Source organism: Parashewanella curva (genome assembly GCF_003675895.1).
Taxonomy (GTDB): Bacteria; Pseudomonadota; Gammaproteobacteria; order Enterobacterales; family Shewanellaceae; genus Parashewanella; species Parashewanella curva.
The window spans coordinates 114,401-139,499 of the sequence record NZ_ML014755.1 but is presented as its reverse complement, the minus strand read 5'-3'; the positions used below and the strand labels follow the sequence as shown (position 1 = coordinate 139,499).

At 41.2% G+C, this 25,099-nt stretch carries 18 protein-coding genes; 7 read left to right on the top strand and 11 right to left on the bottom strand.

Annotated elements, in window-relative coordinates; genetic code table 11:
* Window positions 1-389 precede the first annotated feature (389 nt).
* Together lptG and lptF are read right to left on the bottom strand one after the other, a co-directional pair.
* Window positions 390-1,448: an LPS export ABC transporter permease LptG gene (lptG, locus tag D5018_RS02600; RefSeq protein ID WP_121837421.1), complete on the bottom strand. Its 1,059-nt coding sequence runs from the start codon at window positions 1,446-1,448 to the stop codon at window positions 390-392.
* Window positions 1,445-2,557, bottom strand: coding sequence for an LPS export ABC transporter permease LptF (gene lptF / locus D5018_RS02595; protein WP_121837420.1), 1,113 nt, complete (start codon window positions 2,555-2,557; stop codon window positions 1,445-1,447). The genes lptG and lptF overlap by 4 nt, the downstream gene beginning before the upstream one ends.
* 256 nt (window positions 2,558-2,813) lie before the next feature.
* Between lptF and pepA the strand changes: the two genes are divergently transcribed.
* The 5 genes from pepA to D5018_RS02570 all read left to right on the top strand — a co-directional run bounded on the left by pepA (window position 2,814) and on the right by D5018_RS02570 (window position 8,283).
* Window positions 2,814-4,325, top strand: coding sequence for a leucyl aminopeptidase (gene pepA / locus D5018_RS02590; RefSeq protein ID WP_121837419.1), 1,512 nt, complete (start codon window positions 2,814-2,816; stop codon window positions 4,323-4,325).
* Window positions 4,326-4,538: 213 nt separating this feature from the next.
* Window positions 4,539-5,240 carry an endonuclease gene (locus tag D5018_RS02585; RefSeq protein WP_121837428.1) on the top strand — a complete coding sequence of 234 codons (702 nt, stop codon included), beginning with the start codon at window positions 4,539-4,541 and terminating at the stop codon, window positions 5,238-5,240.
* Window positions 5,241-5,253: 13 nt separating this feature from the next.
* Window positions 5,254-5,982 carry a 16S rRNA (uracil(1498)-N(3))-methyltransferase gene (gene rsmE, locus D5018_RS02580; RefSeq protein ID WP_121837418.1) on the top strand — a complete coding sequence of 243 codons (729 nt, stop codon included), beginning with the start codon at window positions 5,254-5,256 and terminating at the stop codon, window positions 5,980-5,982.
* Window positions 5,983-6,059: 77 nt separating this feature from the next.
* Window positions 6,060-7,010: a glutathione synthase gene (gene gshB / locus D5018_RS02575; RefSeq protein WP_121837417.1), complete on the top strand. Its 951-nt coding sequence runs from the start codon at window positions 6,060-6,062 to the stop codon at window positions 7,008-7,010.
* 10 nt (window positions 7,011-7,020) lie between these two features.
* The gene (locus D5018_RS02570) at window positions 7,021-8,283 is read left to right on the top strand and encodes an alkaline phosphatase (RefSeq protein WP_121837416.1); all 1,263 of its coding nucleotides are present in this window, start codon (window positions 7,021-7,023) and stop codon (window positions 8,281-8,283) included.
* A gap of 72 nt (window positions 8,284-8,355) precedes the next feature.
* On the opposite strand, the gene D5018_RS02565 is transcribed toward D5018_RS02570, so the two are convergent.
* From D5018_RS02565 to epd, 7 genes are all read right to left on the bottom strand, one after another.
* Window positions 8,356-9,093, bottom strand: coding sequence for a DUF481 domain-containing protein (locus D5018_RS02565; RefSeq protein ID WP_121837427.1), 738 nt, complete (start codon window positions 9,091-9,093; stop codon window positions 8,356-8,358).
* Window positions 9,094-9,281: 188 nt separating this feature from the next.
* Window positions 9,282-10,091, bottom strand: coding sequence for an ion transporter (locus D5018_RS02560; protein WP_121837415.1), 810 nt, complete (start codon window positions 10,089-10,091; stop codon window positions 9,282-9,284).
* Between the two features lie 140 nt (window positions 10,092-10,231).
* Window positions 10,232-11,653, bottom strand: a complete 1,422-nt coding sequence (locus tag D5018_RS02555) for a hypothetical protein (RefSeq protein ID WP_121837414.1) — start codon at window positions 11,651-11,653, stop codon at window positions 10,232-10,234.
* Between the two features lie 557 nt (window positions 11,654-12,210).
* Window positions 12,211-12,654 (bottom strand): hypothetical protein, encoded by a 444-nt coding sequence (locus tag D5018_RS02550; RefSeq protein WP_121837413.1) that lies wholly within the window; start codon window positions 12,652-12,654, stop codon window positions 12,211-12,213.
* A gap of 128 nt (window positions 12,655-12,782) precedes the next feature.
* Window positions 12,783-13,847 (bottom strand): class II fructose-bisphosphate aldolase, encoded by a 1,065-nt coding sequence (gene fba, locus D5018_RS02545; protein WP_121837412.1) that lies wholly within the window; start codon window positions 13,845-13,847, stop codon window positions 12,783-12,785.
* 212 nt (window positions 13,848-14,059) lie between these two features.
* A complete protein-coding gene (locus D5018_RS02540) occupies window positions 14,060-15,235 on the bottom strand; it encodes a phosphoglycerate kinase (RefSeq protein WP_121837411.1) in 1,176 nt (391 codons plus the stop codon).
* A gap of 53 nt (window positions 15,236-15,288) precedes the next feature.
* Window positions 15,289-16,302 (bottom strand): erythrose-4-phosphate dehydrogenase, encoded by a 1,014-nt coding sequence (gene epd / locus D5018_RS02535; RefSeq protein ID WP_121837410.1) that lies wholly within the window; start codon window positions 16,300-16,302, stop codon window positions 15,289-15,291.
* Between the two features lie 199 nt (window positions 16,303-16,501).
* On the opposite strand from epd, the gene D5018_RS02530 reads away from it, so the two are divergent.
* Window positions 16,502-17,074 carry a hypothetical protein gene (locus tag D5018_RS02530; protein WP_121837409.1) on the top strand — a complete coding sequence of 191 codons (573 nt, stop codon included), beginning with the start codon at window positions 16,502-16,504 and terminating at the stop codon, window positions 17,072-17,074.
* A 101-nt stretch (window positions 17,075-17,175) separates the two neighbouring features.
* Here the strand turns inward: D5018_RS02530 and tkt are convergent, their stop codons facing one another.
* Window positions 17,176-19,170 carry a transketolase gene (gene tkt / locus D5018_RS02525; protein WP_121837408.1) on the bottom strand — a complete coding sequence of 665 codons (1,995 nt, stop codon included), beginning with the start codon at window positions 19,168-19,170 and terminating at the stop codon, window positions 17,176-17,178.
* 461 nt (window positions 19,171-19,631) lie between these two features.
* On the opposite strand from tkt, the gene D5018_RS02520 reads away from it, so the two are divergent.
* Window positions 19,632-20,993: a hypothetical protein gene (locus D5018_RS02520; protein WP_121837407.1), complete on the top strand. Its 1,362-nt coding sequence runs from the start codon at window positions 19,632-19,634 to the stop codon at window positions 20,991-20,993.
* Window positions 20,994-21,349: 356 nt separating this feature from the next.
* Here D5018_RS02520 and D5018_RS02515 read toward each other — a convergent pair whose 3' ends face one another.
* Window positions 21,350-25,093 carry a hypothetical protein gene (locus D5018_RS02515; protein WP_121837406.1) on the bottom strand — a complete coding sequence of 1,248 codons (3,744 nt, stop codon included), beginning with the start codon at window positions 25,091-25,093 and terminating at the stop codon, window positions 21,350-21,352.
* Window positions 25,094-25,099 lie beyond the last annotated feature (6 nt).

The following is a 25,099-nucleotide window of genomic DNA, read 5'->3' as shown; positions in this document are numbered from 1 at the left end:
GACTTGTTGTGTTTGCAAACTGATAAGTACTATAAAATTGCTCCTTTCGCACTATTTGTCAAAGTCATCCCATTGATAATTAATGATCTTTTCATGATGTTTGTCGATCTAAAAGATCTACACCCTTTGGCGTTGCATTATTCGAGGCGTGAAAGTGCAGAACTAGCGGGCTAATTCAAGCTTTCACAACAAAGAAAAATCAACGCTAAAAAGCCCACGCAGTGCGAGTTTAACTGCCATTTATACTGCGTTACTTACCCTTGAAATAGATTGACTATGACCGACATACAAAACTGTCGTTACTTCGTTTTCTGCGGATAAGTGTCTTGCCTAAATGGCAGTTAATTCTCGCTGAAATCCTGCATCTTCAGGTATCACGAGTATAAAACCTATTTCCGAATGAAATAAATTGCGATACCTGTAAATAATATACTCGGAGCGATGGCGCCAATCACTGGTGGTAATGAGTACACGATACTTAATGGCCCAAAGATTTGGTTGCTGATGTAAAAACTAAAGCCAGCAATGACGCCAAGTAATACTCTTGCGCCCATGGTTACTGTACGTAGTGGTCCAAAAATAAATGACAAAGCTACCAATAGCATAACGGCTACCGTTACCGGCTGAACGATTTTACGCCATAAGGCTAATTCATAGCGGCTAGGATCTTGGCGATTGTTTTTCAAATACTCTAAATATCCGACTAACCCTTGAATGGATAAAGATTCAGGCTTCACCGAAACCACCCCTAATTTATCGGGTGTTAGCGATGAGTGCCAATCGTATTCAATCAACTCTTTTTTCGTTACTTTTTGCGGCCCAATATGAGAGATGGTGACTTGATGCATACGCCATGCACCATCTATAAAATCGGCTCGTTTGGCAAAGGTTAAATCGGTGAGCTTTTGTTGTTCATCAAAACGGTACAGAGTGATATTACGCAGACGATTAATGTCATCTACTTGACCGATATTAACAAATAAGTCGCCGTCTTTTGCCCATACACCTTGGCGAGATTTGATTAAACTGCCGCCAGAAATTTTGGTCGCTTTTAATTCGTTGGCTTTTTGCTCTGCAATCGGCGCGCCCCATTCACCTAACGCCATCACTAATAGCATTAAAGGAATGGCGGTTTTCATGGTTGATGCACTGATCTGCAAGCGAGACATACCCGAAGCTTGCATTACCACTAACTCAGAGTTTGAAGCCAGCATACCAAGACCAATTAAGCCACCAAGTAATACCGCCATTGGGAAGAACATTTCGATATCACGTGGTACAAGAAATAATACATAGATACCGGCATCGACAAGGTTATAACTGCCTCTTCCGACGTGACGCAATTGATCTATCCACTTTATGATCCCTGAAAGACCAGTGAGTACCAATAAGCAAAGTGCAGAAGAATTGACTAAAACTCGTGCAATATAGAGGTCGATTATTTTCATTGTTTTGCCCCTTTCGCACCGAATATGCCTTTAATTTTAGCTCCTATAGGTCGCTCTTTACTGAGCAGTAACATGCCCATTATGAAAGCTGAAGCATGGATCCACCATAAGCCAAGATAGCTTGGAATAACTTCATCTGCGATGGCCTTTCGGCCTGCTATCATCATTCCAAAGTAACCAAGGAACAGTAAAATAGCAGGGAACATCTTGGCGAATTTCCCTTGGCGCACATTCACACGCGACATAGGTACGGCGATAAAGGTCATCATCAAAATGGCAATAGGAATCGCTAATCGCCAATGAAATTCAGCCGCAGCTTCTGGGCCAGGAATGGATAACAGCTGGCTTGTGGACATAGCGGAGAGTTTGCGGCGTCTGGCTTCCACTTCTTGATCTTTAATTTGCATTTGGTATCCACCAAATTCAATGATTTGATAGTCCAAACGTTGTGGAGATATTTGGTAACGTGTACCTGACTCTAGCTGCAATTGCTGCTGACCATCAGGGAGTTCAACAACTTTTCCTTTATTGGCAACCACTAAGTTAGTGGTGCCGCTGGTATCATCGGCTTTAGGAATTTGGGCTACGAATACATTAGATAAGTGATTTTTGTTGTTGATATCTTCAACAAATAATACCGCTTGTCCGTTGGCACTGGTTTGAAAGCGGCCTTTTATTAGGGAAGAAAGCCCGGCTTCAGATTGCGCTTTTTCTAACACTACATTTTGCTGCTCTTCAGCCCAAGGAGCGATATAAAGCGATAATGTGGCAGTGACAATAATATTAATTAAGGTGACAACTAAAGTTACTCGAGTGACGTACCACTCACTAATGCCAACACTATGGAATATCACCATTTCGTTTTCGGCGTACATACGGCCATGTGCCAGCATGATCCCCAAAAATAAACTCAAAGGTAAAATGAGCATGGCAAGCTCAGGGAGGTTGAGTGCCAACAGAGTCATAATTAATGAAGCAGGGAAATCGCCGTCAGAGGCGTCTGCCAAAATACGAACGAAATGCTGGCTAACAAAAATAGTAAGAAGTACGGTTAAAACGGCCAGCTGAGCCTTTGAAACTTCTCGGATTAAATATTTAAATACAATCACTAGTGAGTCCGGAATTTAAGCTTGTCTTTTTACTGTTATCGGGAAAAGAATCATGTAAACTGTTCGCTTCCAATGTGTTCTGACCTGTGCGCATTATTAGAATTCTCTATAATTCTTTCTTTATTATGAAGCATGGGTAAGTAGAAAGAAATTCATTATTACTCGTATAGTTGCGCTGTAATACTAACTGAAACAGTTATAGTTCGACATTATCTTATAAATATAAATCTTTGTCTTTAAGAATCTAGGAGTGCTCATGGAGTTTAGCGTAAAGAGCGGTAGCCCAGAAAAGCAACGTTCAGCTTGCATCGTGGTTGGAGTATACGAACCACGTCGATTATCGGGTATCGCTGAGCAACTTGATAAAATCAGTGATGGTTACATCAGTAACCTTCTTCGCAAAGGTGATCTCGAAGGTAAACCAGGCCAAATGCTACTTTTGCACCATGTACCTAACGTATTAAGCGAAAGAGTCTTATTGGTAGGTTGCGGCAAAGAACGCGAACTTGATGAGCGCCAATATAAGCAAATTATTGCCAAAACCATCAATACCTTAAATGAAACGGGTTCGATGGAAGCGGTATGCTTCTTATCTGAACTTCACGTGAAAAGCCGTGATATTTATTGGAAAGTTCGCCAAGCGGTTGAAACCACCAATGATTCGCTATACAGCTTTGATGCATTGAAGTCGAACAAAGGTGAAACTCGCCGTCCACTTCGTAAGTTAGTCTTTAACGTACCTACGCGTAAAGAGCTGACTATTGGGGAGCGTGCGATTGAACATGGTAATGCTGTCTCGGCAGGCTCTCATTTATGTCGTGATGTAGCTAATATGCCACCAAACATTTGTAACCCTGCTTATTTAGCTTCTCAAGCTCGTCAAATGGCAGAAAGTTATAACTCGCTTACCGTAACGACAGTTGGTGAAGAGCAAATGGCTGAGCTAGGTATGAATTCATACTTAGCCGTTGGTCGCGGTAGTGCTAATGAATCTATTATGACCATTATGGAGTACAAAGGTGCAGCTAAATCTGCCGAAAAGCCGATTGTACTTGTGGGTAAAGGTCTAACCTTTGACTCTGGTGGTATTTCATTGAAGCCTGGCGAAGGCATGGATGAAATGAAGTACGATATGGGTGGTGCAGCCGGTGTGATTGGTACCATGCGCGCGCTTTGCGAAATGAACCTTCCGATCAATGTGATTGGTGTTCTGGCTGGCTGTGAAAACATGCCTGCGGGTAACGCATATCGTCCGGGTGACATTCTAACGACTATGTCTGGTCAAACGGTTGAAGTATTAAATACTGATGCGGAAGGTCGTTTGGTACTGTGTGATGCATTGACCTATGTTGAGCGTTTTGATCCTGAGTTAGTAATTGACACTGCAACCCTAACAGGTGCGTGTGTGATTGCACTAGGTAAGCATGCTTCAGGTTTATTCTCATCACATAACCCACTTGCACATGAGATTTTAAATGCAGGTGAGCAATCAGGTGACCGCGCATGGCGTATGCCATTGTGGGATGAATACCAAGATATGCTAGACAGCCCGTTTGCTGACTTCACTAACTTAGGTGGTCGTCCAGCGGGCTCTATCACAGCAGCTTGTTTCTTATCTCGCTTTACTAAAAAATACAACTGGGCGCATTTAGATGTAGCAGGCAGTGCTTGGAATAGCGGTAAGAATAAAGGCTCAACAGGGCGTCCTGTACCAATTTTAGCTCAGTTCCTACTGAACCGTTCTGGTGTAGAACAAAGCGGCGAGTAAAGCGGTTGGATTTACACTTGAATAAAATACCCGATCTTAATATCGGGTATTTTTTTGTCTAGGATATGATGAATTGGTATATATCATCTTTGCCTGAGAAGTTTTAGCTCCATCGTATTAAAATTGATTTAGCACCAGCCAACCCCTACCATTAACCTACCTGTTGTCATCTGTGGTTTGTTATAGATGTGGTATCAAAAACAATTAAGTTGTATGTTTTTTTGTGGGTTAAGTTTATCTTTAGTTGGCTTTGGTATTGAGGCCGCTCCTAAACACCCATCAAGTTTTACTCAAGCGAAAAAAGAAGCGAGAAAAATTTATCAATCCTTACCTGAACATCGAAGTTTTTACTGTGGTTGTGACATTAAAATCCAAGGTAAGAAATGGTCACCCAATTTGTCTTCCTGTGGTTATAAAGTTCGAAAGCAACAGAGAAGAGCCAATCGTATCGAGTGGGAGCATATAGTGCCCGCATGGGAAATGGGGCATCAATTGCAATGTTGGCAAAAGGGTGGCCGAAAAAATTGCAAACGTAACAGTGTTGAATTTAAGGTAATGGAATCGGATTTACATAACCTTGTGCCTGCGATTGGCGAAGTGAATGGTGATCGCAGTAACTTTCGTTTCAGTCAATGGAATGGTCGCCCGAACCAATATGGGCAATGCCAAATGCTGGTGGATTTTAAGGGGAGAAAAGTCCAGCCGCCATCAGAAACTCGTGGGCAAATTGCTCGCACCTACTTATATATGCAAAAACAGTACGGTTTTCGCCTTGCTAAACAGCAGCTAAGGTTGTTTCAAGCATGGGATAACAGTTATCCTGTGACTCGATTTGAGTGTCAACGAGACAACGCAATTGCGAAAAGCCAAGGTAATCATAACCCTTATGTGGCTAAGCGCTGTTATAAGAGATAAGAATTAAGTCGAAATGAGAATTCCAAGAATTTACCAGCCAATGGGGCTAGAAGTAGGGCTGACAATTGCCTTAGACGATGATGGTGCCGCACATATTGGTCGGGTACTACGGATGGGAGAAGGCGAGTCAATTTCATTATTCAATGGCGATGGAAATGACTATTTATGCCAGATTACCGCTGCTAATAAGAAAAATGTTTCGGTAAAGGTACAAAGTAAGTCTGAAAATGCCTCAGAATCACCACTCAGTATTCACCTAGGGCAAGTGATCTCTCGTGGTGATCGTATGGATTTCACTTTGCAAAAGTCAGTAGAGCTTGGCGTGAATACGATTACGCCACTTTTTTCAGAACGCTGTGGAGTAAAGCTTAGCGGTGAGCGATTAGAAAAGAAAATTCAGCAGTGGCAGAAGATAGTCATTAGTGCTTGTGAGCAGTCAGGCAGAAGTCATGTACCACAAGTTCGACCTGCAATGTCACTGGAAACTTGGTGTGCTGAACCATCAAGCGAGCTTAAGTTAAATCTGCACCCTAGAGCAAGTCATGGAATCAATGGCTTGAAATTAAATGATAAAAAAGTGCGTCTATTAATTGGACCTGAAGGCGGTTTGTCAGCAACAGAAATTGCCATGACAGAGCAATATCAATTTACGGATATTTTGCTTGGCCCACGTGTACTAAGAACAGAAACCGCCGCATTAACGGCTATAAGCGCATTACAACTTCAGTTTGGTGATTTGTAATTATCATCAAACTGTCACATAGCAACAATATTCTCACTCGGTGGCTTAGCCGCTGACGTAATAAGGTAAACAAATAAATGATCAAGCTCGGCATCGTGATGGATCCCATCCAAGACATCAATATCAAGAAAGATTCTAGCTTTGCAATGTTACTAGCGGCGCAGGCTCGTGGCTATCAACTGTTCTATATGGAAATGCAACACTTAGCCTTAGAAAATGGCAAAGCGGTTGCTCGTATGTTCCCTCTATCCGTCGAGCAAAATGATGATAAATGGTTTGAGTTAGGGGAAGCGGTAGAAGCGCCTTTATCGGATTTAGATGTGATATTAATGCGTAAAGAGCCGCCGTTTGACACTGAATTTATCTACGCCACTTATATGCTTGAGCGTGCCGAGATGGAAGGGGTACTTGTTGTCAATAAGCCACAAAGTCTACGTGATGCGAATGAAAAACTGTTTACGGCTTGGTTCAGTGAGTTTACACCAAAGACTATTGTGACTCGTGATGCGGCTCGTATTAAGGCGTTTCACGATGCAGAAGGTGATTTGATCATGAAACCACTGGATGGCATGGGTGGCGCTTCGATTTTTAGAGTGAAAGCAGGCGATCCAAACTTAGGTGTGATCACCGAAACTTTGACTAATCATGGTCAGACTTATGCGATGGCTCAAGCTTACATTCCAGAAATCACTGAAGGTGATAAACGTATTCTGATTGTAGATGGTGAGCCAGTTCCGTATTCGTTAGCGCGTATTCCTGCTAAAGGTGAGACTCGTGGTAATTTAGCCGCAGGTGGACGAGGTGTCGCTCAGCCACTATCTGAGTCGGATTGGAAGATTGCTAATACCTTAGGACCTGAGCTTAAAAAACGTGGATTGCTGTTTGTTGGCATTGACGTGATTGGTGACAAATTAACTGAAATCAATGTCACTTGCCCAACCTGTATTGTTCAAATTGAAGCGGCTTATGATGTAGACATTACAGGTATGATGTACGAGGCCATTGAGCAAAAATTAAAAATGAATTAGAGATTTCTTAATGAAAATTAAATCTACCCTACTTGCGTTAAGTTTATGTTTGTCGTTTGCGGCTCAAGCCGATAATGCTCCTAAAAATATCATCTTTATGATTGGCGATGGCATGGGACCAACGTATACCACGGCTTATCGTTTTTATAAGGATGATCCAGCTACTAAAGATATTGAAACAACCGTTTTTGATAGAATTTTGGTAGGCATGTCGCGGACGTCTCCAGCTAAGGTTGATGGTTATATCACAGACTCAGCGGCTGCTGCTACCGCAATGGCGACTGGAGTAAAAACTTATAATGGTGCAATTGGGGTAGATGAACATAAACATCCTGTAGAAACTCTTTTTGAAAAAGCCAAAGCAAAGGGCAAAGCTACGGGGGTTGCTGTGACTTCACAAGTAAACCATGCCACGCCAGCTAGCTTTTTAGCTCATAATGAATACCGTCGTAACTATGTTGAAATTGCTAAAGCATATTTAGATTCAGATGCCGATGTTATTTTAGGTGGCGGGCAAAAGTATTTCTCAAAAGACTTAGTCAACCAATTTAAGAGCAAAGGCTACCGCTATTTGGATAACATCAACAAGCTGGATAGTGTGAAATCGGGCAAAGTGTTGGGCTTGTTTGCTAATGTTCAATTACCTTGGGTGGTTAATGAACCTAAAGCTCATAAACTAAGTCAAATGACCCAAAAAGCATTAGAGCTGCTATCTCAAGATAAAAAAGGCTTTGTACTGCTAGTGGAAGGCTCTTTGATAGATTGGGCTGGCCATAACAATGATATCGTAACCGCCATGGGCGAAATGGACGAATTTGCTCGCTCAATTAAAGTTGCAGAGCAATTCGTAAAACAACACCCAGACACTTTATTGGTGGTCACAGCTGATCACTCAACTGGTGGTTTAACTGTCGGTGCTAACGGTAAAAAAGCGTGGCACCCTGAAGTACTTCGTAATGTAAAAGCGTCACCGGATCGCATTGCTAGTAAGCTAAATACAGTGAAAAAGTGGCAGCCTGAATTAACCTCATTGCTTGGGTTTGAACCAAATAAGCACGAATGGAACGCATTGAAAAAAGCTCGTGCTCAAGGTGAAAGTGAATTTACTGATGAGATCAAACGTATCATTGATATTCGTAGTAATACCGGCTGGACAACAGGAAGTCATACTGCGATGGATGTTCAAGTTTTTGCTTTCGGTAAAGGTTATAAAAAGTTTATTGGCTCACAGGATAATACCGATTTAGCTAAGAAGCTGGAAAGTTTTCTTTAGGCATAAACCCAAATAGGCATAAACAAAAAGAGGAAGTCCAAGCTTCCTCTTTTTGATCAAAGCCTTGTGACGTTAGAAAGAGTACAACAAGGTTAATGTTGTCTCAGTATCGGTACTCTTCTTCTCATCTAGCGGCTTGCTAGAGTATCTAACTGTTACTCCAAACTTCATTGCTAACGCACCAATCACTTTCGTGCTTAATGCGGATTCAGATCTTACATCTAAACGTTCGCCCCAATCAGCGGTCATTTTCTGTGAAAAAGTGGCACTTTCACTGATTTTCTTTTGGAACTCAGCATTGATATGGGCAACGAGGTTTTTATCGTTTTCATTTGCTGAGCTATTAGCTAATGGTTTGGTGTACACGTAACCAGGGCCAAATTCTGCCTTCAAAAGATCACCGCCATCATCAAAAAACTTATGACCGTAGCCCGCAGCAGTTGAAATGCGGTAATCAAATCCTCTAAATCTATCATTTTCGTATGTAGCATTAGCAAACATGTAATTATCTTCGTCAAAACGATAGTTACCCTGAGCGCCTATTTGATAACGTGATGCTGTGGTTTCACTTTTACCGTCTGATTCATCTTTTTTATATAGCCCTTCGACAATATATTCGTTTTCCCAGTTGCCAAGCTCATGCTTGAGATCGACTTTGCCTTTTATTGAAGAGGTTTTGGTATTACCTGTAGTAAAAGTGCCACCGAATTCTGTCGTTCCACCAAAAGTAGCTGGGCCAGGTACCCAGTTGCTGTTAGCCATAGCTGTACAAGGTAAAAGAATAAATAAAGAACCGATGATGTGTTTCATAACGTCAGGAATCCAAAGTGTGATCAAAGTCTGCATAGGTTAGTTTTTTGGGCATAATTGTCAATGCCACTTTCCCATAAAATTAGAATTTTTTGGTTAAATTAACGCCAGCTTCGAGAGCTGGCGTATACCAAACCAGATTGAGAAGTGGTCAGTATGGAGCTATATCAGTGTTGCAGGAATAACCTTCATTTTTGTTGTTTTAACAGTAAGGCCTTCATTTCTTCAAGTTGTGCTTGTAAGTCTGATAAACTTGGCTGTGTCGACGCTTCTTTTTTGGCTTTTAACGCAGCTATTTTTTGGCGCTCATCTTCCAGTACATTGACCACAATACCAATGATCATGTTCAAAAAGGCAAACGCTGTAAGGAAGATAAAGCTTAAATAGTACGCCCAGCTCAACGGGTAATGCGCCATGGTTTCATACATCACATCCGTCCAATCTTCAAAGGTCATTACCCTAAATAAGGTCAGCATGCTGATGGATATATTGTCCCATAATTCAGGGTTGATGCTGGCGAAAAACGTAGTTCCAATGGCGGCATAAATGTAGAAAATAATAAACATTAGTAAGCCGATATAGCCTAGTTGTGGTAGAGCTTTTAGCAATGAGTTAAGCAGCATGCGCAATTCTGGAATGATAGATACCATTCTCAGGACTCTAAATACGCGGATCAAACGCCCGATCATTGCCATTTCACTGTTTTCAATCGGCACTAAACTCAAAATGACGATAGCGGTATCAAAAACATTCCAAGCTGACTTAAAGAATTTGAGTTTGCGATTTTCACCGATAAACCTGACGCTAATTTCACACAGAAAAAATAGTGTGATGGCGAAGTCTAGGACACGAATGGCTCCCTCTACTTGAACGGGCAATTCATAGGTTTTTACACCTATCATCATGGCTGAGAGAATAATGACGCTGATCACAAAAAGCTCAAAGGCTTTATTGGTGCGCAATTTATAAAAACGGGCTTGGAGTCTAAGTGTATTCATAATCTAACGGCTGGTAGCAATATTGATTTAATTAGATACTTATAGTTTAACGACTGTGAGACAAATCAAAAATAGGAAAATAAGTTTATTTTAGTGGTGTTTTGTGTGTTTACTTTTCTTGAAGCTCATGATGAGCAGGTTTAAGTGGAATAACTGTCAACCTCCAGTTGAATGCGCTTGCCTAAATACTCATCGAGTGCCTTGATCACTTTTACAATAATAGATTGATGAACTTTCTCGTAGCTTCTTTGATCGCTTAAGCGTTCGGCTTCCTCTAGATTATCTGTGATGGCTTGTATCTGAGTATTTAGAGTGTCAATAAGCTCAAAATCTATAGGCTCATCGCTCTTATCTGCCATATCAGTCAACTCTTGAACGGTTGCACTTAACTCTGCTCGTTGTCTTTTGGCTGATAATGCAGAAATGGAATGAATATCAAAAATGAGTTCTAACAACTGATCTTGAACCTCAACAGGAGCTAGCATCCCATCATCGATTTTTTCATCTTCTATGTCAGTTAAATACTTTGGAACCGTTGTTTTCAGCGACGTTCTGATGAGTTTCTCAATTTGAGGAAATAAGGCTAACGAACCAGATTGGACAACCTGTTGGAACAAATGAATTTTTTCTTCTAAGCGATCATTACGTGTTGTATTGTTCGATTTCGTTTGGATCTGGTTAGTTTCATTATCCATTAATATGGTTAACGCTGAGATAAAAGCTTCATGAGCGATAATCTCAATAAATAAGTCTCTTAAATTTGTTTGGATTTGATCGTGAAATGGGTGTGAAGGGTTAAGCTCTGGTATTGAATAACACATTTCAACGAATGCGATATTAAGTTGTTTTATCTCAATGGCATTACACTTAGATAAAGTGTCTCTAGCAAGAATGACTATGCTGTTTGGTAATGGAAGAACTAATGGTGTTCTTTGTTCAAAACAAGCTTTTAACGCTGGATCATCTTGTAAGACAAAATGAAATTGGTTGCGCTCTATTTGAAAGCGAAGGATATCCATACCGCTAATGCTTTCGACAATATTTTCTAGCTCATCCTTTTTACCATCTTTACTTAATGGTAGGGCAATATCAAAAAGGCGATTAATAGTGATGCCTCTTGGGCTTAATGCATCAATGAAATATTTAATGTCATTAATGACCTTTAAGGCGATGGTGGCATTGGTTTTTTCTACCCATTCATAATAGAGGGATAATAGTCTAAATGCTGCTCTTTTTTCGGAGCTCATTAAAATGCTTTCAGCGGCCCAATAAGGCTCCTTTTCTAAGCTCTCAGTAATGAAAAACGACTCTTGCTCCGGCTGTAATTGCAAAAGGGTTTTATAAACTACATCGATTGGAGGCGAGTATGTTGTGGTCGACGCATGAAAATGCAGCCATAATAAATCATGTTTGATGGCTACTTTATAGTGGCAAGTAGCGCCACTTTCATGCTTTAACTCGAGGGTGAATTTATCATCTTCTTTTAGTTCGTAGAGGTGTGGTTCTATCGGAAAGTGCCAATCCAGATAGAATGGAAAAAATCCCCCAAGCTCAGATGCCATATTCTATGTGAGTTCATCATTGATTTTTCAAAGGATATTAAACGTTGCTAAAACCGTTTCCAAATGAAAGTTAATTTATGAAAAATAACGGTTGTTTTGATACAAGCAGGTGTTTCAGATAAGGAATTAGAACTGCTCAGTATTATTCGTTGGTAAAGTTAGCCTCTTTCGCATACCGTTTATGAAAAGAGGCGATTATCCAATCACATTAAGCGTTGCCTCGAAGAAATACAGCCGTTTTTTGTGCTGTACTTTGATGAAAGCCACCGTAGCTCGCGTCATCAAAGTATTGCTCTGCAGCTTGAATGTCTTTATTTATGATTGACGTGAGCCGTTGATATGACTGATTTATATGAGGGGATGCTTAAGCATAAGGAGATAGCATAGAGTTTGCATTATGGGTCTGTCAGGATGTTAAATCATGATAATCCCACTGAATAATGTGGAATATTTATTTAGCTAATCAGTGATAAACAGATTTCTGCCCATATCTCTTAAGAAAGATATTAAAGGCATTTTTGGTGTGATTTGTTAATTAAAGATATCGAAAATCAATCTCAAGACATATAAAATTTACCTGCATAAAACCCAGTCACGGTAGCAATGGCTGATGATATATGTTTATTACTAGTGACTTTTTGGGCTATTTTCGTTACTCCAAACTGTAAGCAACGGCTGTAGAAAAAGTTCAAACCTATGCTGAAAGCACTTTTTACATTTGTGCCTACAGTCCAACTTGCACAAACGGTTGGCGCCATCGCGCTAATACCAGCTCCAGCGCCAATGTAAAAAGGTGACACAATAAAATTTGGTGCATATTTTGTGATAGCATCATCAGCAAAAAATTTTAATAAAGTAACCGACAACGCTACCCCTGCTCCTGTTGGCCCACCTACAGCAAATCCCATTCCGGCAGAAATTGAGGCATCAAACAAGAAAGTGTCAATTGAACTACGAAAAAATTGGCTAGCATCTACAGTGACATCGGCATTATTATACATATGACATAGACATAATGGTCTGATTAAGTGTTAACTTTATACTAAGGTGATAGCAAAACCTCGACTAATGAAATATTGTTAACAAAAAGCCTGCTAAAAAGCAGGCTTTTGGGCGTTAAAAGAGATTGTTAATTGATCTTAGGATCAAGCTCACCCGCTTGATAAGACTTATACATCGCTTGTAGCGATTTAGGCTTGATCTTCGATGCCATTCCCGCACAACCGAAGGCTTCGTAACGGTCAGTACAGATTTGAGCCATGGCTTCCATAGACGCTTTTAGGAATTTACGAGGGTCAAATTCGCTTGGGTTTTCAGCAAGGAATTTACGCACTGCACCAGTAGATGCTAAACGTAAGTCAGTGTCGATGTTAACTTTACGAACACCGTGCTTGATGCCTTCAACGATTTCTTCAACAGGTACACCGTACGTTTCTGGCATTTCACCGCCGTATTCATTGATCACTTTCAGCCACTCTTGTGGTACAGAAGAAGAACCGTGCATTACCAAGTGTGTGTTAGGAATACGAGCGTGGATTTCCTTGATGCGGTCGATACGCAGTACATCACCTGTAGGTTTTTTAGTGAACTTGTATGCACCGTGGCTGGTACCAATCGCAATTGCTAACGCATCTACGTGAGTGTCAGCAACAAAACGAGCCGCTTCGTCAGGTGTAGTCAGCATTTGATCCATGCTTAAAATGCCTTCTGCACCAATACCATCTTCTTCACCCGCTTGACCGGTTTCTAAGCTACCTAGACAGCCGATTTCACCTTCTACCGACACACCACAAGCGTGAGCAAAAGCTACGGTTTTACGAGTCACATCTACGTTGTATTCATAGCTTGCAGGGGTTTTACCGTCAGCCATTAGTGAGCCGTCCATCATTACTGATGACATACCTAATTGGATGGAGCGCTGACAAACGTCAGGGTGAGTACCGTGGTCTTGATGAATACACACAGGGATATCAGGGTATTGCTCAAGCGCGGCATTCATCAAATATTTTAAGAACTGAGGACGGGCATATTTACGAGCACCCGCTGAAGCTTGCACAATCACAGGGCTGTCAGTGGCTTCCGCTGCCTGCATAATAGCGCGCATTTGTTCTAGGTTGTTTACGTTGAACGCTGGAACACCGTAGTTGTGTTCTGCTGCGTGATCTAGCATTTGTCTTAATGAGATAAGTGCCATGAGATTGCTCCGTTGTTAGGGCACCATGCATACTCGCATGGATAATTGATGTCTTTTAAATTCTTTTTTCTGCCTTTTGGCAAGTTGCAGTTTCTTTTTGAGTCTGCATATTATTTTTGTGTGCTGAATATGCCGTTTTATCTACTAAAGTCAGCAGCTTTACTTGAACTCCCGCCCTCAACAAAAGTAAGAACGGGAGCCGCTATGCGATATTACTTACCGCGAGCTTCGAGCATTTCTACCGCTGGAAGCTTTTTGCCTTCTAGGAATTCTAAGAAAGCACCGCCACCCGTTGAAATATAAGATACTTTGTCTGCAATGTCGTATTTATCAACGGCCGCTAGGGTGTCACCACCGCCTGCAATTGAGAATGCTGCAGATTCAGCAATCGCTTGAGCAATACGCTTAGTGCCTTCACCGAATTGATCGAACTCGAATACACCAACTGGACCATTCCATACGATAGTGCCAGCGTTCTTCAGAATTTCAGCCAGAGCTTCTGCGCTGTCTGGACCAATGTCGAAGATCATATCATCTTCAGCAACGTCGGCTACTGGTTTTAATGTCGCTTCTGCGGTTGGGCTGAACTCTTTGCCTGTAATCACATCAGTCGGTACAGGAATATCACCGCCACGGCTTTGCGCGTTATTGACAAGGCGAGTGGCTTCTTCCATCAAGTCGGCTTCATACAATGATTTACCTACACCATTGCCCGCTGCGGCAATAAAGGTGTTAGCAATACCGCCACCAACCACAAGTTGGTCAACTTTAGTTGATAAGCTTTCAAGTACGGTCAGTTTGGTAGACACTTTGGAGCCACCTACAATTGCAACCATAGGGCGTGCAGGGTTGTCTAATGCTTTACCCAGCGCTTCTAATTCCCCAACAAGCAGTGGACCTGCACAAGCAATAGGGGCATGTTGGCCAACGCCATGAGTCGAAGCTTGAGCGCGGTGTGCGGTACCAAACGCATCCATTACATACAGATCACAAAGTGCTGCCAGTTTTTTACTTAGTGCTTCGTCGTTTTTCTTCTCACCTACGTTAAAGCGTACGTTTTCGAACACAACCACTTCACCAGCATTTGCTTCAACACCGTCAAGGTAGTCAGAAGCCAAAGTCACGTTGCAATCTAGCGCATCGTTTAGGTAATCAACCACAGGCTTTAAAGAAAACTCAGCGTTGAATTCGCCTTCGGTTGGACGACCAAGGTGAGACATCACCATAACCGCCGCGCCTTTTTCAAGGGCAAGTTTGATGGTAGGAAGTGCTGCACGAAGACGAGCGTCACTGGTCACTTTGCCGTCGGCAACTGGCACATTAAGATCTTCACGAATAAGTACGCGTTTACCTTGAAGATCAAGATCTGACATACGAATGATTGTCATAAGTTTTTCCTATTTAAGCAGTAATTCTTGAATTCGGTTGTCCTTGACTATCCCTACTGAGTTGCGGTCATTGCCAGCGTGGTATCAAGCATACGATTTGCAAAGCCCCATTCGTTATCACACCAAAGTAGCAATTTGATCAAATGACCGTCACTGACACGCGTTTGGGTGCCGTCGACAATACTAGAGCGAGGATCGTGATTAAAATCACAAGAAACTAGTGGCTCATCGGTATAACCCAGCACGGCAGAGAAATGTCCTAATGCTGCCGATTCTAAAACATTATTTACGCTTGCAATATCGACACGTTTCGCAACTGTGACCGATAAGTCAATTGCGGTCACATTGATGGTGGGAACTCGTACAGAAATCGCCTCAAACTTGTCTTTGAGGTGCGACAATATGCGTTCGATACCACGAGCGAGTTTAGTATCAACGGGAATAATGGATTGACCTGCCGCCCGAGTTCGGCGTAAATCATCATGATAAGCATCAATCACAGGTTGATCATGCATCGCGGAATGAATGGTGGTGATGGCACCGCTTTTTACACCGAATTCTTTATCTAAAAGATCGATAACAGGCACTAAACAGTTAGTCGTGCATGAGGCGTTGGAAACCACTTTATCTGTATTTTTTAGCTGCTGTTCATTAACGCCATATACGATAGTGGCATCGACATCAGGCGTAGATGGATGACTGATCAATACTTGCTTAGCACCAGCTTTTAGATGGACTTCACATTCTTCACGGGTTTTCAACTGACCAGTTGCTTCCAACACAATATCAACTTTGAGATCTTTCCAAGGCAATTTATTCGGGTCGGATTCTTTCAGTAATTGGATGTGATCATCATTGATGATCAGAGTATTTTTTTGTTGATTTACTGTGCCTTGAAAGCGGCCATGGGTGGTGTCGTATTTGGTGAGATGGACAATGGCATCGGTATTGGCGAGTTCGTTGATGGCGACAATTTCGATGTGTTGATGTTTGTCAGATTCGTAAAGCGCACGAAGAATAGAGCGGCCAATTCGACCATAACCATTAATAGCAACACGGGTTTTCAAATCAGCGTTCCTTTGTGATTCAAAGCAGATCTATTGAGTTCGAAAAATCATAGAACTAACGACCTAAAAAAGATGCTGGATTATAGCGCTCAATGACTTATGACTCAAAGTTTCCAATGAAATAAATTTAATTGGAATTAAAGGCTCTCTTAACACTCGTTTAGACATAATTGTTTTTTTAATATTAAGAGAACCATAAATGAGTTTCGATCCCAGTGTCGGAAATTCTGCACCCGGTATGTCTCAAGCTGCAATGGCAGAACAAAGTAGAGGTTTATCACGGAATGGTACAGAAGAATTGAGCTTTGATGACAGTAGCCAACATAAGTACGATACCAGTTCGTCAGCAAATCAGGCGCTCGGAGGGTTTCATCAAGAAAGGGTAGATAAGCCAGCAGTCTTTTCGAGTACGATTGATCCTATAGAGCAACAAAGAGCGAAATTATTAGAGTCTTTTGATGCAGACCAAGAGAAAATATTGATTCGAATAACTCTTAAGGACACGCTTCTGCCTATGTGTCAGGAAGCTTTCAGTAAAGGGCTTATATCTATGCCAACGTTAAACATGGTATTGCTTAATAAAGTAGAAGAGCAAAGTATAATAAAAACTCAGCTAACTGCTGTGCTAGCTGAAATCAGGAAAACAATTGTTACATCTAAAAAACCGACCATAAAAGCGAAAGATTTTGTTAACTTGATGGCTAGAGATACTTGTCATGCGATGTTATGCCAGCAATTAAAAGCAAGTTTACGCCAGTTACAACAAAATTAAGGGAATAATTAATTCTTAGTGAGTGATAGCGTTAAGGAAGGTAGGCGTGGGAAAAAAATGAGCGCAATCTCTTGCGCTCAAAATCGTCGAATAAGTAATGCTTAGCTTAATGAGTTAACCGTTTTAACAACATTTTCCACAGTAAAGCCAAAGTGCTTCATCAATGCGCCACCCGGTGCAGATTCACCGAAGGTTTGCATCCCAACAACGCCACCGTTCATACCCACATACTTGTACCAGAAGTCAGTGTGAGCCGCTTCAATCGCTACGCGTTTAGTGATAGTAGAAGGAAGAACGTGTTCTTTGTATTCAGCCGATTGCTTATCAAACTCAGTGGTTGACGGCATAGAAACCACACGTACTTGCTTGCCTTGAGCCGTTAGCTCAGTAGCAGAATCAAGTGCTAGTTGTACCTCAGAGCCTGTGGCAATCAAAATGATTTCTGGCGTTTGCTCAGAATCTTTGATGATGTAACCACCTTTAGCGATATCAGCTACTTGCTCTGCGCTACGAGCTTGAGCCGGAAGACCTTGGCGGCTGAAGATCAATGACGTTGGTGCATCTTGACGCTCAATTGCTGCTTTCCAAGCCACAGCAGTCTCAGTTGCATCACATGGACGCCATACTGCCATTCTTGGCGTCATACGCAAGTTAGCGATTTGCTCAACTGGCTGGTGAGTTGGGCCATCTTCGCCTTGACCAATCGAGTCATGGGTGAATACGAACACGTTTTGAATACCCATCAATGCAGACATACGAGTGGCGTTACGCATGTACTCCATGAACATTAAGAAGGTTGCACCATAGTTGATGAAACCGCCATGCAGAGACAGACCATTCATGATACCGCCCATACCGAATTCACGTACACCATAGAAGATGTAGTTACCATCAGCATGTTCTTGAATGCCTTTAGAACCAGACCAAAGCGTTAGGTTAGAACCAGCAAGATCCGCAGAGCCGCCCATTAGTTCAGGCAGTAGCGCACCAAATGCTCCAATGGCGTTTTGTGACGCTTTACGTGAAGCGATAGACTCGCCTTTGTCTTGACACTCTTGAATGTAAGCTTGAGCTTTAGCTTCAAAATCAGCAGGTAGCTCACCTTTAATAACACGACGTTCAAATTCTGCTGCAAGTTCTGGGTGTGCTGCCTTGTAAGCATCAAATTTAGCATCCCAAGCTTGTTCGTTTTGGCTGCCAACTTCTTTTGCGTCCCAACCTTGATAAACGTTCGCTGGAATTTCAAATGCCGCGGCTTCCCAACCTAGGAACTCACGTGCGGCTGCGATTTCTTCGTCACCTAGCGGTGCGCCGTGACAATCGTGAGAGCCAGACTTGTTTGGAGAGCCGTAACCGATAACGGTTTTACAGCAAATCATGGTTGGCTTGTCAGTAATAGATTTCGCTTCTTCGATAGCTTTACGGATCGCTTCTGGATCGTGGCCATCAACGTCTGAAATTACGTGCCAGCCGTACGAGTCAAAACGCTTAGAAGTATCGTCAGTAAACCAACCTTCTACTTCACCGTCGATTGAGATGCCGTTGTCATCCCAAAATGCGATCAGCTTACCTAGCTTTAACGTGCCTGCTAATGAGCACGCTTCATGTGAAATACCTTCCATCATGCAGCCGTCACCCAAGAAACAGTAGGTGTAGTGGTCAACTACGTCGTGGCCGTCACGGTTAAATTGTGCCGCCAACGTTTTTTCGGCAATCGCCATACCAACAGCATTACTGATACCAGCTCCTAATGGACCAGTAGTGGTTTCAACACCTGGCGTATAACCATATTCTGGATGACCTGGCGTCTTAGAGTGAAGTTGACGGAACTGCTTGAGCTCTGACATTGGTAAATCATAACCGCTTAGGTGCAGTAATGAATAAATCAGCATAGAACCGTGGCCGTTAGAAAGAATAAAACGGTCTCTGTCTACCCAGTTTGGATTGCTTGGATTGTGTTTAAGAAAATCATTCCATAGCACTTCCGCAATATCAGCCATACCAAGCGGTGCGCCTGGGTGACCAGATTTTGCTTTTTGAACCGCATCCATACTTAGGATACGAATAGCGTTAGCGAGTTCTTTACGGGAAGACATGCTCTCTCCTGCTGCATTTGTGTGAGGTAACGGCCAATTTGGATAAACGGCAGTTGATTATGCGGGGTATTTTCGCTTACTCGAAGTTTTGAAGCAAATGTAAATTGTGAACTGTGTGTTTGTTGCTGATGACATTTTCGAAAACAGATTGTTAGATTAGAGCCTGTTGATCTTTCAGGCTTAAATTTTGTGCTATTTGAGCACTTTTCTGTTCAAGGCGTGAACAGTGAAGCTTAGTAATCTAAGTAAGCTGTCACAACACAGAACAGGAAGTGCTCAAAAGCATCGAAGACAGCGTAAATTGGTCACTTCTGCTGCGTTATCGTTTGTTTATGTAGAGTAACTACACTTCACAAACTCTGCCTTGCATAAGATAACCAATTTATCGCTGCAAAAATAAGCACGAAAGTTCAACAGGCTCTAACCTTAAGGATAAGCCTTAGCACACAAGGAAAGGGACTATGTTTTCTTTACTGCAAAAGTTGATGAGAACTCCAGCTTTTGAAGAATATGAAATTAGTAAAATAGAAGATGGCAAATACTTGCTGTCACTAGGAGATAAACAGTATCAAGCTGATTTTGTTAAAGATAAATTTGACACCGACTTGTGGCGTTTAAAGAGTATCGAACGTATTGATGACGGCGACGACTCACGGTTTGAATCGCTAAAAAAATTATGGGAAATAAAAGACAGGCGCAACCGTAGTGTGATTGGAGCAGCGATGATTGGCTGGCTTAAGCCTAATGAAATTTTTGAACAGCTCAGAACTCAGTCCACACTCGCTGAAAAAAAACGGTTAAAAAATCCTTTTAAACGTATTTATAAAATAAAACCGCTCCCTGCAGATACGCGACTAATAAGGCAGATAATTCAACCAACAGAGCAAACTCAATTACATAGGCAGTTTAGTGATCCGCTCAATATGTTCAAAGCGGTTTCAAGACCCACAGCTTGGGAAGTTAAAAAATTTCATTTAGCTAATTCCAGAAAGTCAGGTCCTCACGGTCAAGAAAAAAGGGTAGATAAAAGAGGGGCGCAAAGCATACAACTCAAGCTTCGAAAATTTTTAGGGCGGTTTAGTGATCAACAAATTAGACAGAACCGTTATGCCCTTCGATTATTAAGTCCTTATCAATCCATTTGTCCTTGTGTCATTGTTGATAGAAATACAGTACTTGCACCTGACGGTGGAAAAGATGTCTATTGCGATATCATAGATGAAGGAAAAAAAATATCTATTTCACAATACAAAGGTTTTTGTAAAGACATGATGAAAGCTCATGCTAGAGAAATCTATTTTGGTGATATTAAAAACCCTAACTTTGTAATTAAGAGTGATACTGATCCAGTGATGCTCATTGACTTGGATTGTATCGCTACTTTTGATTTATTGCAGGATCAAAAAAATCATCCTGAAGTATACAATAGAGTAGGGAAAAACAAATACAGGCCGTTAACGCCTGCTTATACCACCAGAAAACTCATTGCGGGTAGGGAAAAAAAGATACCAGAAGACGCTGATAAACCTAGCAAGCAGAAACTGAAACGTGAAATAAAGCAGATGAATAGGGCGGGAGATGAATACGCGTTATTGCTCTGTATGCTTGAGGCTACTTGTAGCAAGGACGCGAATATAGAGCTAGATCCTGAACGTTTTAATCAATTTGGTGTGCTGGCGGGCGACGAGTTCAATCATAATATTCGGGTTTGGGTAGTAAATAATATTATGCCTCAACACCAAGAAGCCGTTCGAAAATTTTTAAAAGATCCGGCAAAATATCCACTTCCTAACTCCTTGTATAAGGTTATTAAGTGGAAATAATCCAAACACTCTACTATTAAAAAATCACGTTTCGTTGTTGGTTATGCTGGAATACATAACTCTACAATCTTGCTTTAACCCTGAAAATTAAGCTTTCGCTCTCTCAGCCAAAAGTACCGCTTTATGAAATGATCAATTGGTGAGCATCGCTAACCTAAGTTCTGCATAATCCAACCTCTACAGCATAATCACCTATGTGTATTTCTGTATTAGAACAACCCATCATAGACCTGTTATTACGAACTGTTCCGTTCCGCCTTGAACTACACAAAATTAACAGCACTGAAGATATAAGTTTAAGGTTTGTATTGTAAATCAAAATGTTATTTACTTAGTTATCCAGAGTTGAGGCTTGATCAATTTTCAACCAAGCTTGAGTGCATGCTTTTACAAGCTTGCTGTAGTTCAGTGAAAGATTCTCTCATCGATTTGACGTTTATTGAAAATTTAAGGTAAGTTTGCGTAGCTTGTTCGATCTCCTCAATTGTTTTAACTTTATGTTCGCTTGGGTTTTCATGCCTATGGACTGCGAGGCGAGCATTGAATTCTTTTTTCAAAACTTTGAACACCTCAAATTGATGCAATAATTCTAAAGCACTTAGGATCTTTTGTTCTGTCTCTTTTATTTCATCTCTACAAAACGCTAAGGTGCGAGGTTCATCCATCAAATCATCAGGAATAGCGTCAATATCTGATATGTGGAATTGAGTTTGCTGAATATCAGGGATAACTTTTTTAGCGATAGTGGGTAGCACTTCAATACAATCTGTACGCATACGAGTGAATAAACTGGGATCCGGGTGTGTTATTCTAGCGCGTGGATTTTTATTATGTTGTTCAATAGCTTTACGAAAACCTTCATTAAATTTTAAAGTGTCACTATTAAAAGCGAGTAATTCGTTTAATCTCGGGGACAATAGCATCATTGCGGCATGAGCCTTGCCGATCCTCGCACGAAAGCATAGATGTAAATTTTCTGAGTGCATCATAATCATTGATGAATAATGTTCGATAGCGAGAAGTGGCTCAGTGGGCGCCATGGCTTCGATAGGTTGCAACCATTTATCGGCATCGCTAGCAAAATGAGACTGCGGGATAGGCACTTCTTCGACTCGTTGCTCGGAAGATATAGAGGTTTGCTTTGGGGGCACAAAAGTCGACTTAGCTATTTGTTGGGTTTTTGCGGTTGTTTCGGGTAAAGATGCTACAAATGCCTGGTTTTGCTGTTGCAGTTTTCTCACTTGAATTTTTAAATGTGCTTCATGAGCCAGCGCCTTATAAAGAGGAAAACTTACAATTTGCTGGAGTAACTGTTGACAGGTTTCGATGCTCAAATCTTCTGCATCACAACATGCAAACATATGTTTATGTAGCCACCCTTTTTCAATAGTGTGTTCGATGGCTTTCTTGCGCTGTTGATGCTTCTCAAATTCCCCTAAAGTAGCACATTTAAGTAATGCTTCAGTATTGCTTTTGTATAGGCTAGTCAAAGTGGCGCACAGCCTTATTGTGATACAGGAAAAGCTATGTTGTTGGTATTCGATGGCATCAAGGGCTTGTAAATGGGGAAGAAAATTGTCAGGTGAAATGAGAATTTGAAGGGATAACAATTGTTGATGATACGCTTGCTTAAATTGAGTTGAGTTCGGCCAGACTTCGAAAATCATATAATTTAGCTGGCTATGTTCTCCGTGAATGGCTAAGTCAGAAAACGTCTTTACAAAATCGGTATATTCTTTTTTGTTTATTTTTTTTACTCCTATATCTAACGCTTGCAGAGCATTAACTCGCTGTTGTAAAGCGGCAATAGCTTGCTGTGCGTTTTCTGAAAACATATCTTCATTTTTTCCCAGCGGTTTTTTTATGAATTGATTGCAATGGGCAATCATTAATCCAATTTTGATTAATTCAGAAAGTTGATGGTTACGAAGTTTGAGTAGGCTCAACAGTTGTTGCATTTGTGAGGTTAACGCCTTAGCGTTTGGGGTTTTGAAATAATTGTTTCTTAGGGTTTCACAAAGGAAGCTCAATTCAGTTGGTTTTTCTAGAGGGACGTACTCAGTTAGCAATGCTTGAAGGCGATTTCGTAGCATAACGTCGTGCCATTTCATGCGGAAATTGAGTGCTGATTGCACCTTTTTTGGAACCTTAAGGTGAGGTTCTGTCAGTAGAAAACAATCGAAAGGATGGTCATCAAGGTACTGGGTGTACCATTGAGCTAAAGCTTTATCAACAGCCATTGTCGATTGTTTCTCTGGGACTGGAGGCATTTTAGATTTTAAAACTTGTACATCGACATCTGAGCTAAGGTTACGGACTATTTCGTAGTCACTAAATTTGCCTTTATGTTTAAAAATAGGTGTTTTCTTTAGCAGGTGTTGTAAGGCAATATCCGATCTGAAAATCAATCTTTTGGACATTTGCGGAGCTGGAATTTCAGTTTTGGGGCTGTGTTTTACACTGGGCTTTAAAGGTGAGCGTTTAGATATCCTTGGGAGTGGCTGGGAAGGCTCATTAGCAAATTCAGGGTGCGCAGCGCTTAATTTTTCAAATTCTAGTTGCAAACTTTTTAAATCAGCATCATCGCAAGAGGTAACAACTGCAATTGTTTTCATTAAATGATGGATAACAAGTGCGAATGTTTTGTGTCTCCCAGTCCATTTGGGTTGCTTTGTTAAAAAATCAATGTGCTGAGCTAATGCTTGGTAGAGTTGTCTTTGTTGCGGTTGGGGTGCCTTACTTATTGGTAGCTGGCATAATGCACATAATACTTGAGCGGTTTGGAACGCATTACTAAAAAAGCCAAGGAACACTAAGGTTTCATGAATGTAACTCAGCCGATTTTTAAATTGTTGTACTTTATTTAGCAATACAAACTTCTGACAAGAAATGAACAACACCGATAATGAGTGGTTGTTAACGACGGATCTTTTTACCCGAGCAAGATCATTCATGAACCGTTCTATATACTGAGGGCGCAATTTAGGTTCAATTTGTGGAGCGAGTTCTTTGTGGACACGCCTTATCGGTTGGCACTTTTGTGTGCGTTGCAATTCACTTAATAATTGATGGCTCGTTCTTAAGACCTGTGACTGAAAGGTCATGAATATATAGGTTGAGTGGTAGAACATATCCCTATTTATACCCATTTCGTATTTTTTTGATGAGTCGGTATTGGGAATGACCTCGATGGTGAGCGATTTTTGAATGATTTCCATCAATTCGAATTGAAATACTAGCCAGCTCGAAGGAGTAAAGCCCCTAAATCCTTTATAGATGGTGTGTTCATTTTCTGTTTCTACTGAAAAAGCTGAAAAGTAGTGAGAACAATAAAAACAGCTCAAGCAGGTGCTTAGCTCAGCACCCATGTCTGCATCGTAGATGGCGGATTGCTGAGTGTTAAATAGGGCATAGCAGGTTCGAATATGAATAGAATACAGCCCTAAATCCGAAGGTGTTTTAAAATTACCGTCGGGCATTGATTTTAGCCATTGAGTAATTTCTGAGTGAGCATGAAGAAAGTCACAGTACTTTTTACTAACAATAAGAGTACGCTGTAATAATTCCGTTATTTTATTCTTAAATCTATCTTCATCGATACGTTCCTTTAAATTTAAGCTAGTTCGAAATGCGGCATCAATAGATATGAGTTCAGTATAAATTTGAGTTATCTCAAACTTCGAATGGGCAGAGGGTAGGCTTTCTTTTATTTGTGAAGGTATAGGGGGGCAAGGGGGAGAATCAGACGAAACATTACCTTGATGAATTGGCGGAGTGCTTGATGTGTTTGTCGCTTCAGTAAAACTTTTCACTTTAGTTGGTGTATGTTCTGTTACTATTTTTGGCTGTTCCTGCTCATCTTCTCTTTCTATCGGAGCCTGCGCACTTTCAGTAAAATGCCATAATACAAATGCATCTTGATAAACGGGCAGAACTTGGTATTGATAAAGCTGCGTAGATGAGCAGAATCCCCCGTGATGCTGTTGAACATGAAAATATTGTGGTAGTGGTTGTGAGTAATAAGGCAATGCGCTGAAGTCTAAGTCGCTTGGCAGCAATAATGATGGTGTTTCAATATATGGATATGGAGGCGCTTGCATTTCACA

Bases quoted from the DNA above. Each gene is read 5' to 3' on its own strand.
- lptG (WP_121837421.1), bottom strand. From the start codon at position 1,448: ATGAAAATAATCGACCTCTATATTGCACGAGTTTTAGTCAATTCTTCT.
- pepA (WP_121837419.1), top strand. From the start codon at position 2,814: ATGGAGTTTAGCGTAAAGAGCGGTAGCCCAGAAAAGCAACGTTCAGCT.
- D5018_RS02585 (WP_121837428.1), top strand. From the start codon at position 4,539: ATGTTTTTTTGTGGGTTAAGTTTATCTTTAGTTGGCTTTGGTATTGAG.
- rsmE (WP_121837418.1), top strand. From the start codon at position 5,254: ATGAGAATTCCAAGAATTTACCAGCCAATGGGGCTAGAAGTAGGGCTG.
- gshB (WP_121837417.1), top strand. From the start codon at position 6,060: ATGATCAAGCTCGGCATCGTGATGGATCCCATCCAAGACATCAATATC.
- D5018_RS02570 (WP_121837416.1), top strand. From the start codon at position 7,021: ATGAAAATTAAATCTACCCTACTTGCGTTAAGTTTATGTTTGTCGTTT.
- D5018_RS02565 (WP_121837427.1), bottom strand. From the start codon at position 9,093: ATGAAACACATCATCGGTTCTTTATTTATTCTTTTACCTTGTACAGCT.
- D5018_RS02560 (WP_121837415.1), bottom strand. From the start codon at position 10,091: ATGAATACACTTAGACTCCAAGCCCGTTTTTATAAATTGCGCACCAAT.
- D5018_RS02555 (WP_121837414.1), bottom strand. From the start codon at position 11,653: ATGGCATCTGAGCTTGGGGGATTTTTTCCATTCTATCTGGATTGGCAC.
- D5018_RS02550 (WP_121837413.1), bottom strand. From the start codon at position 12,654: ATGTATAATAATGCCGATGTCACTGTAGATGCTAGCCAATTTTTTCGT.
- fba (WP_121837412.1), bottom strand. From the start codon at position 13,847: ATGGCACTTATCTCATTAAGACAAATGCTAGATCACGCAGCAGAACAC.
- D5018_RS02540 (WP_121837411.1), bottom strand. From the start codon at position 15,235: ATGACAATCATTCGTATGTCAGATCTTGATCTTCAAGGTAAACGCGTA.
- D5018_RS02530 (WP_121837409.1), top strand. From the start codon at position 16,502: ATGAGTTTCGATCCCAGTGTCGGAAATTCTGCACCCGGTATGTCTCAA.
- tkt (WP_121837408.1), bottom strand. From the start codon at position 19,170: ATGTCTTCCCGTAAAGAACTCGCTAACGCTATTCGTATCCTAAGTATG.
- D5018_RS02520 (WP_121837407.1), top strand. From the start codon at position 19,632: ATGTTTTCTTTACTGCAAAAGTTGATGAGAACTCCAGCTTTTGAAGAA.
- D5018_RS02515 (WP_121837406.1), bottom strand. From the start codon at position 25,093: ATGCAAGCGCCTCCATATCCATATATTGAAACACCATCATTATTGCTG.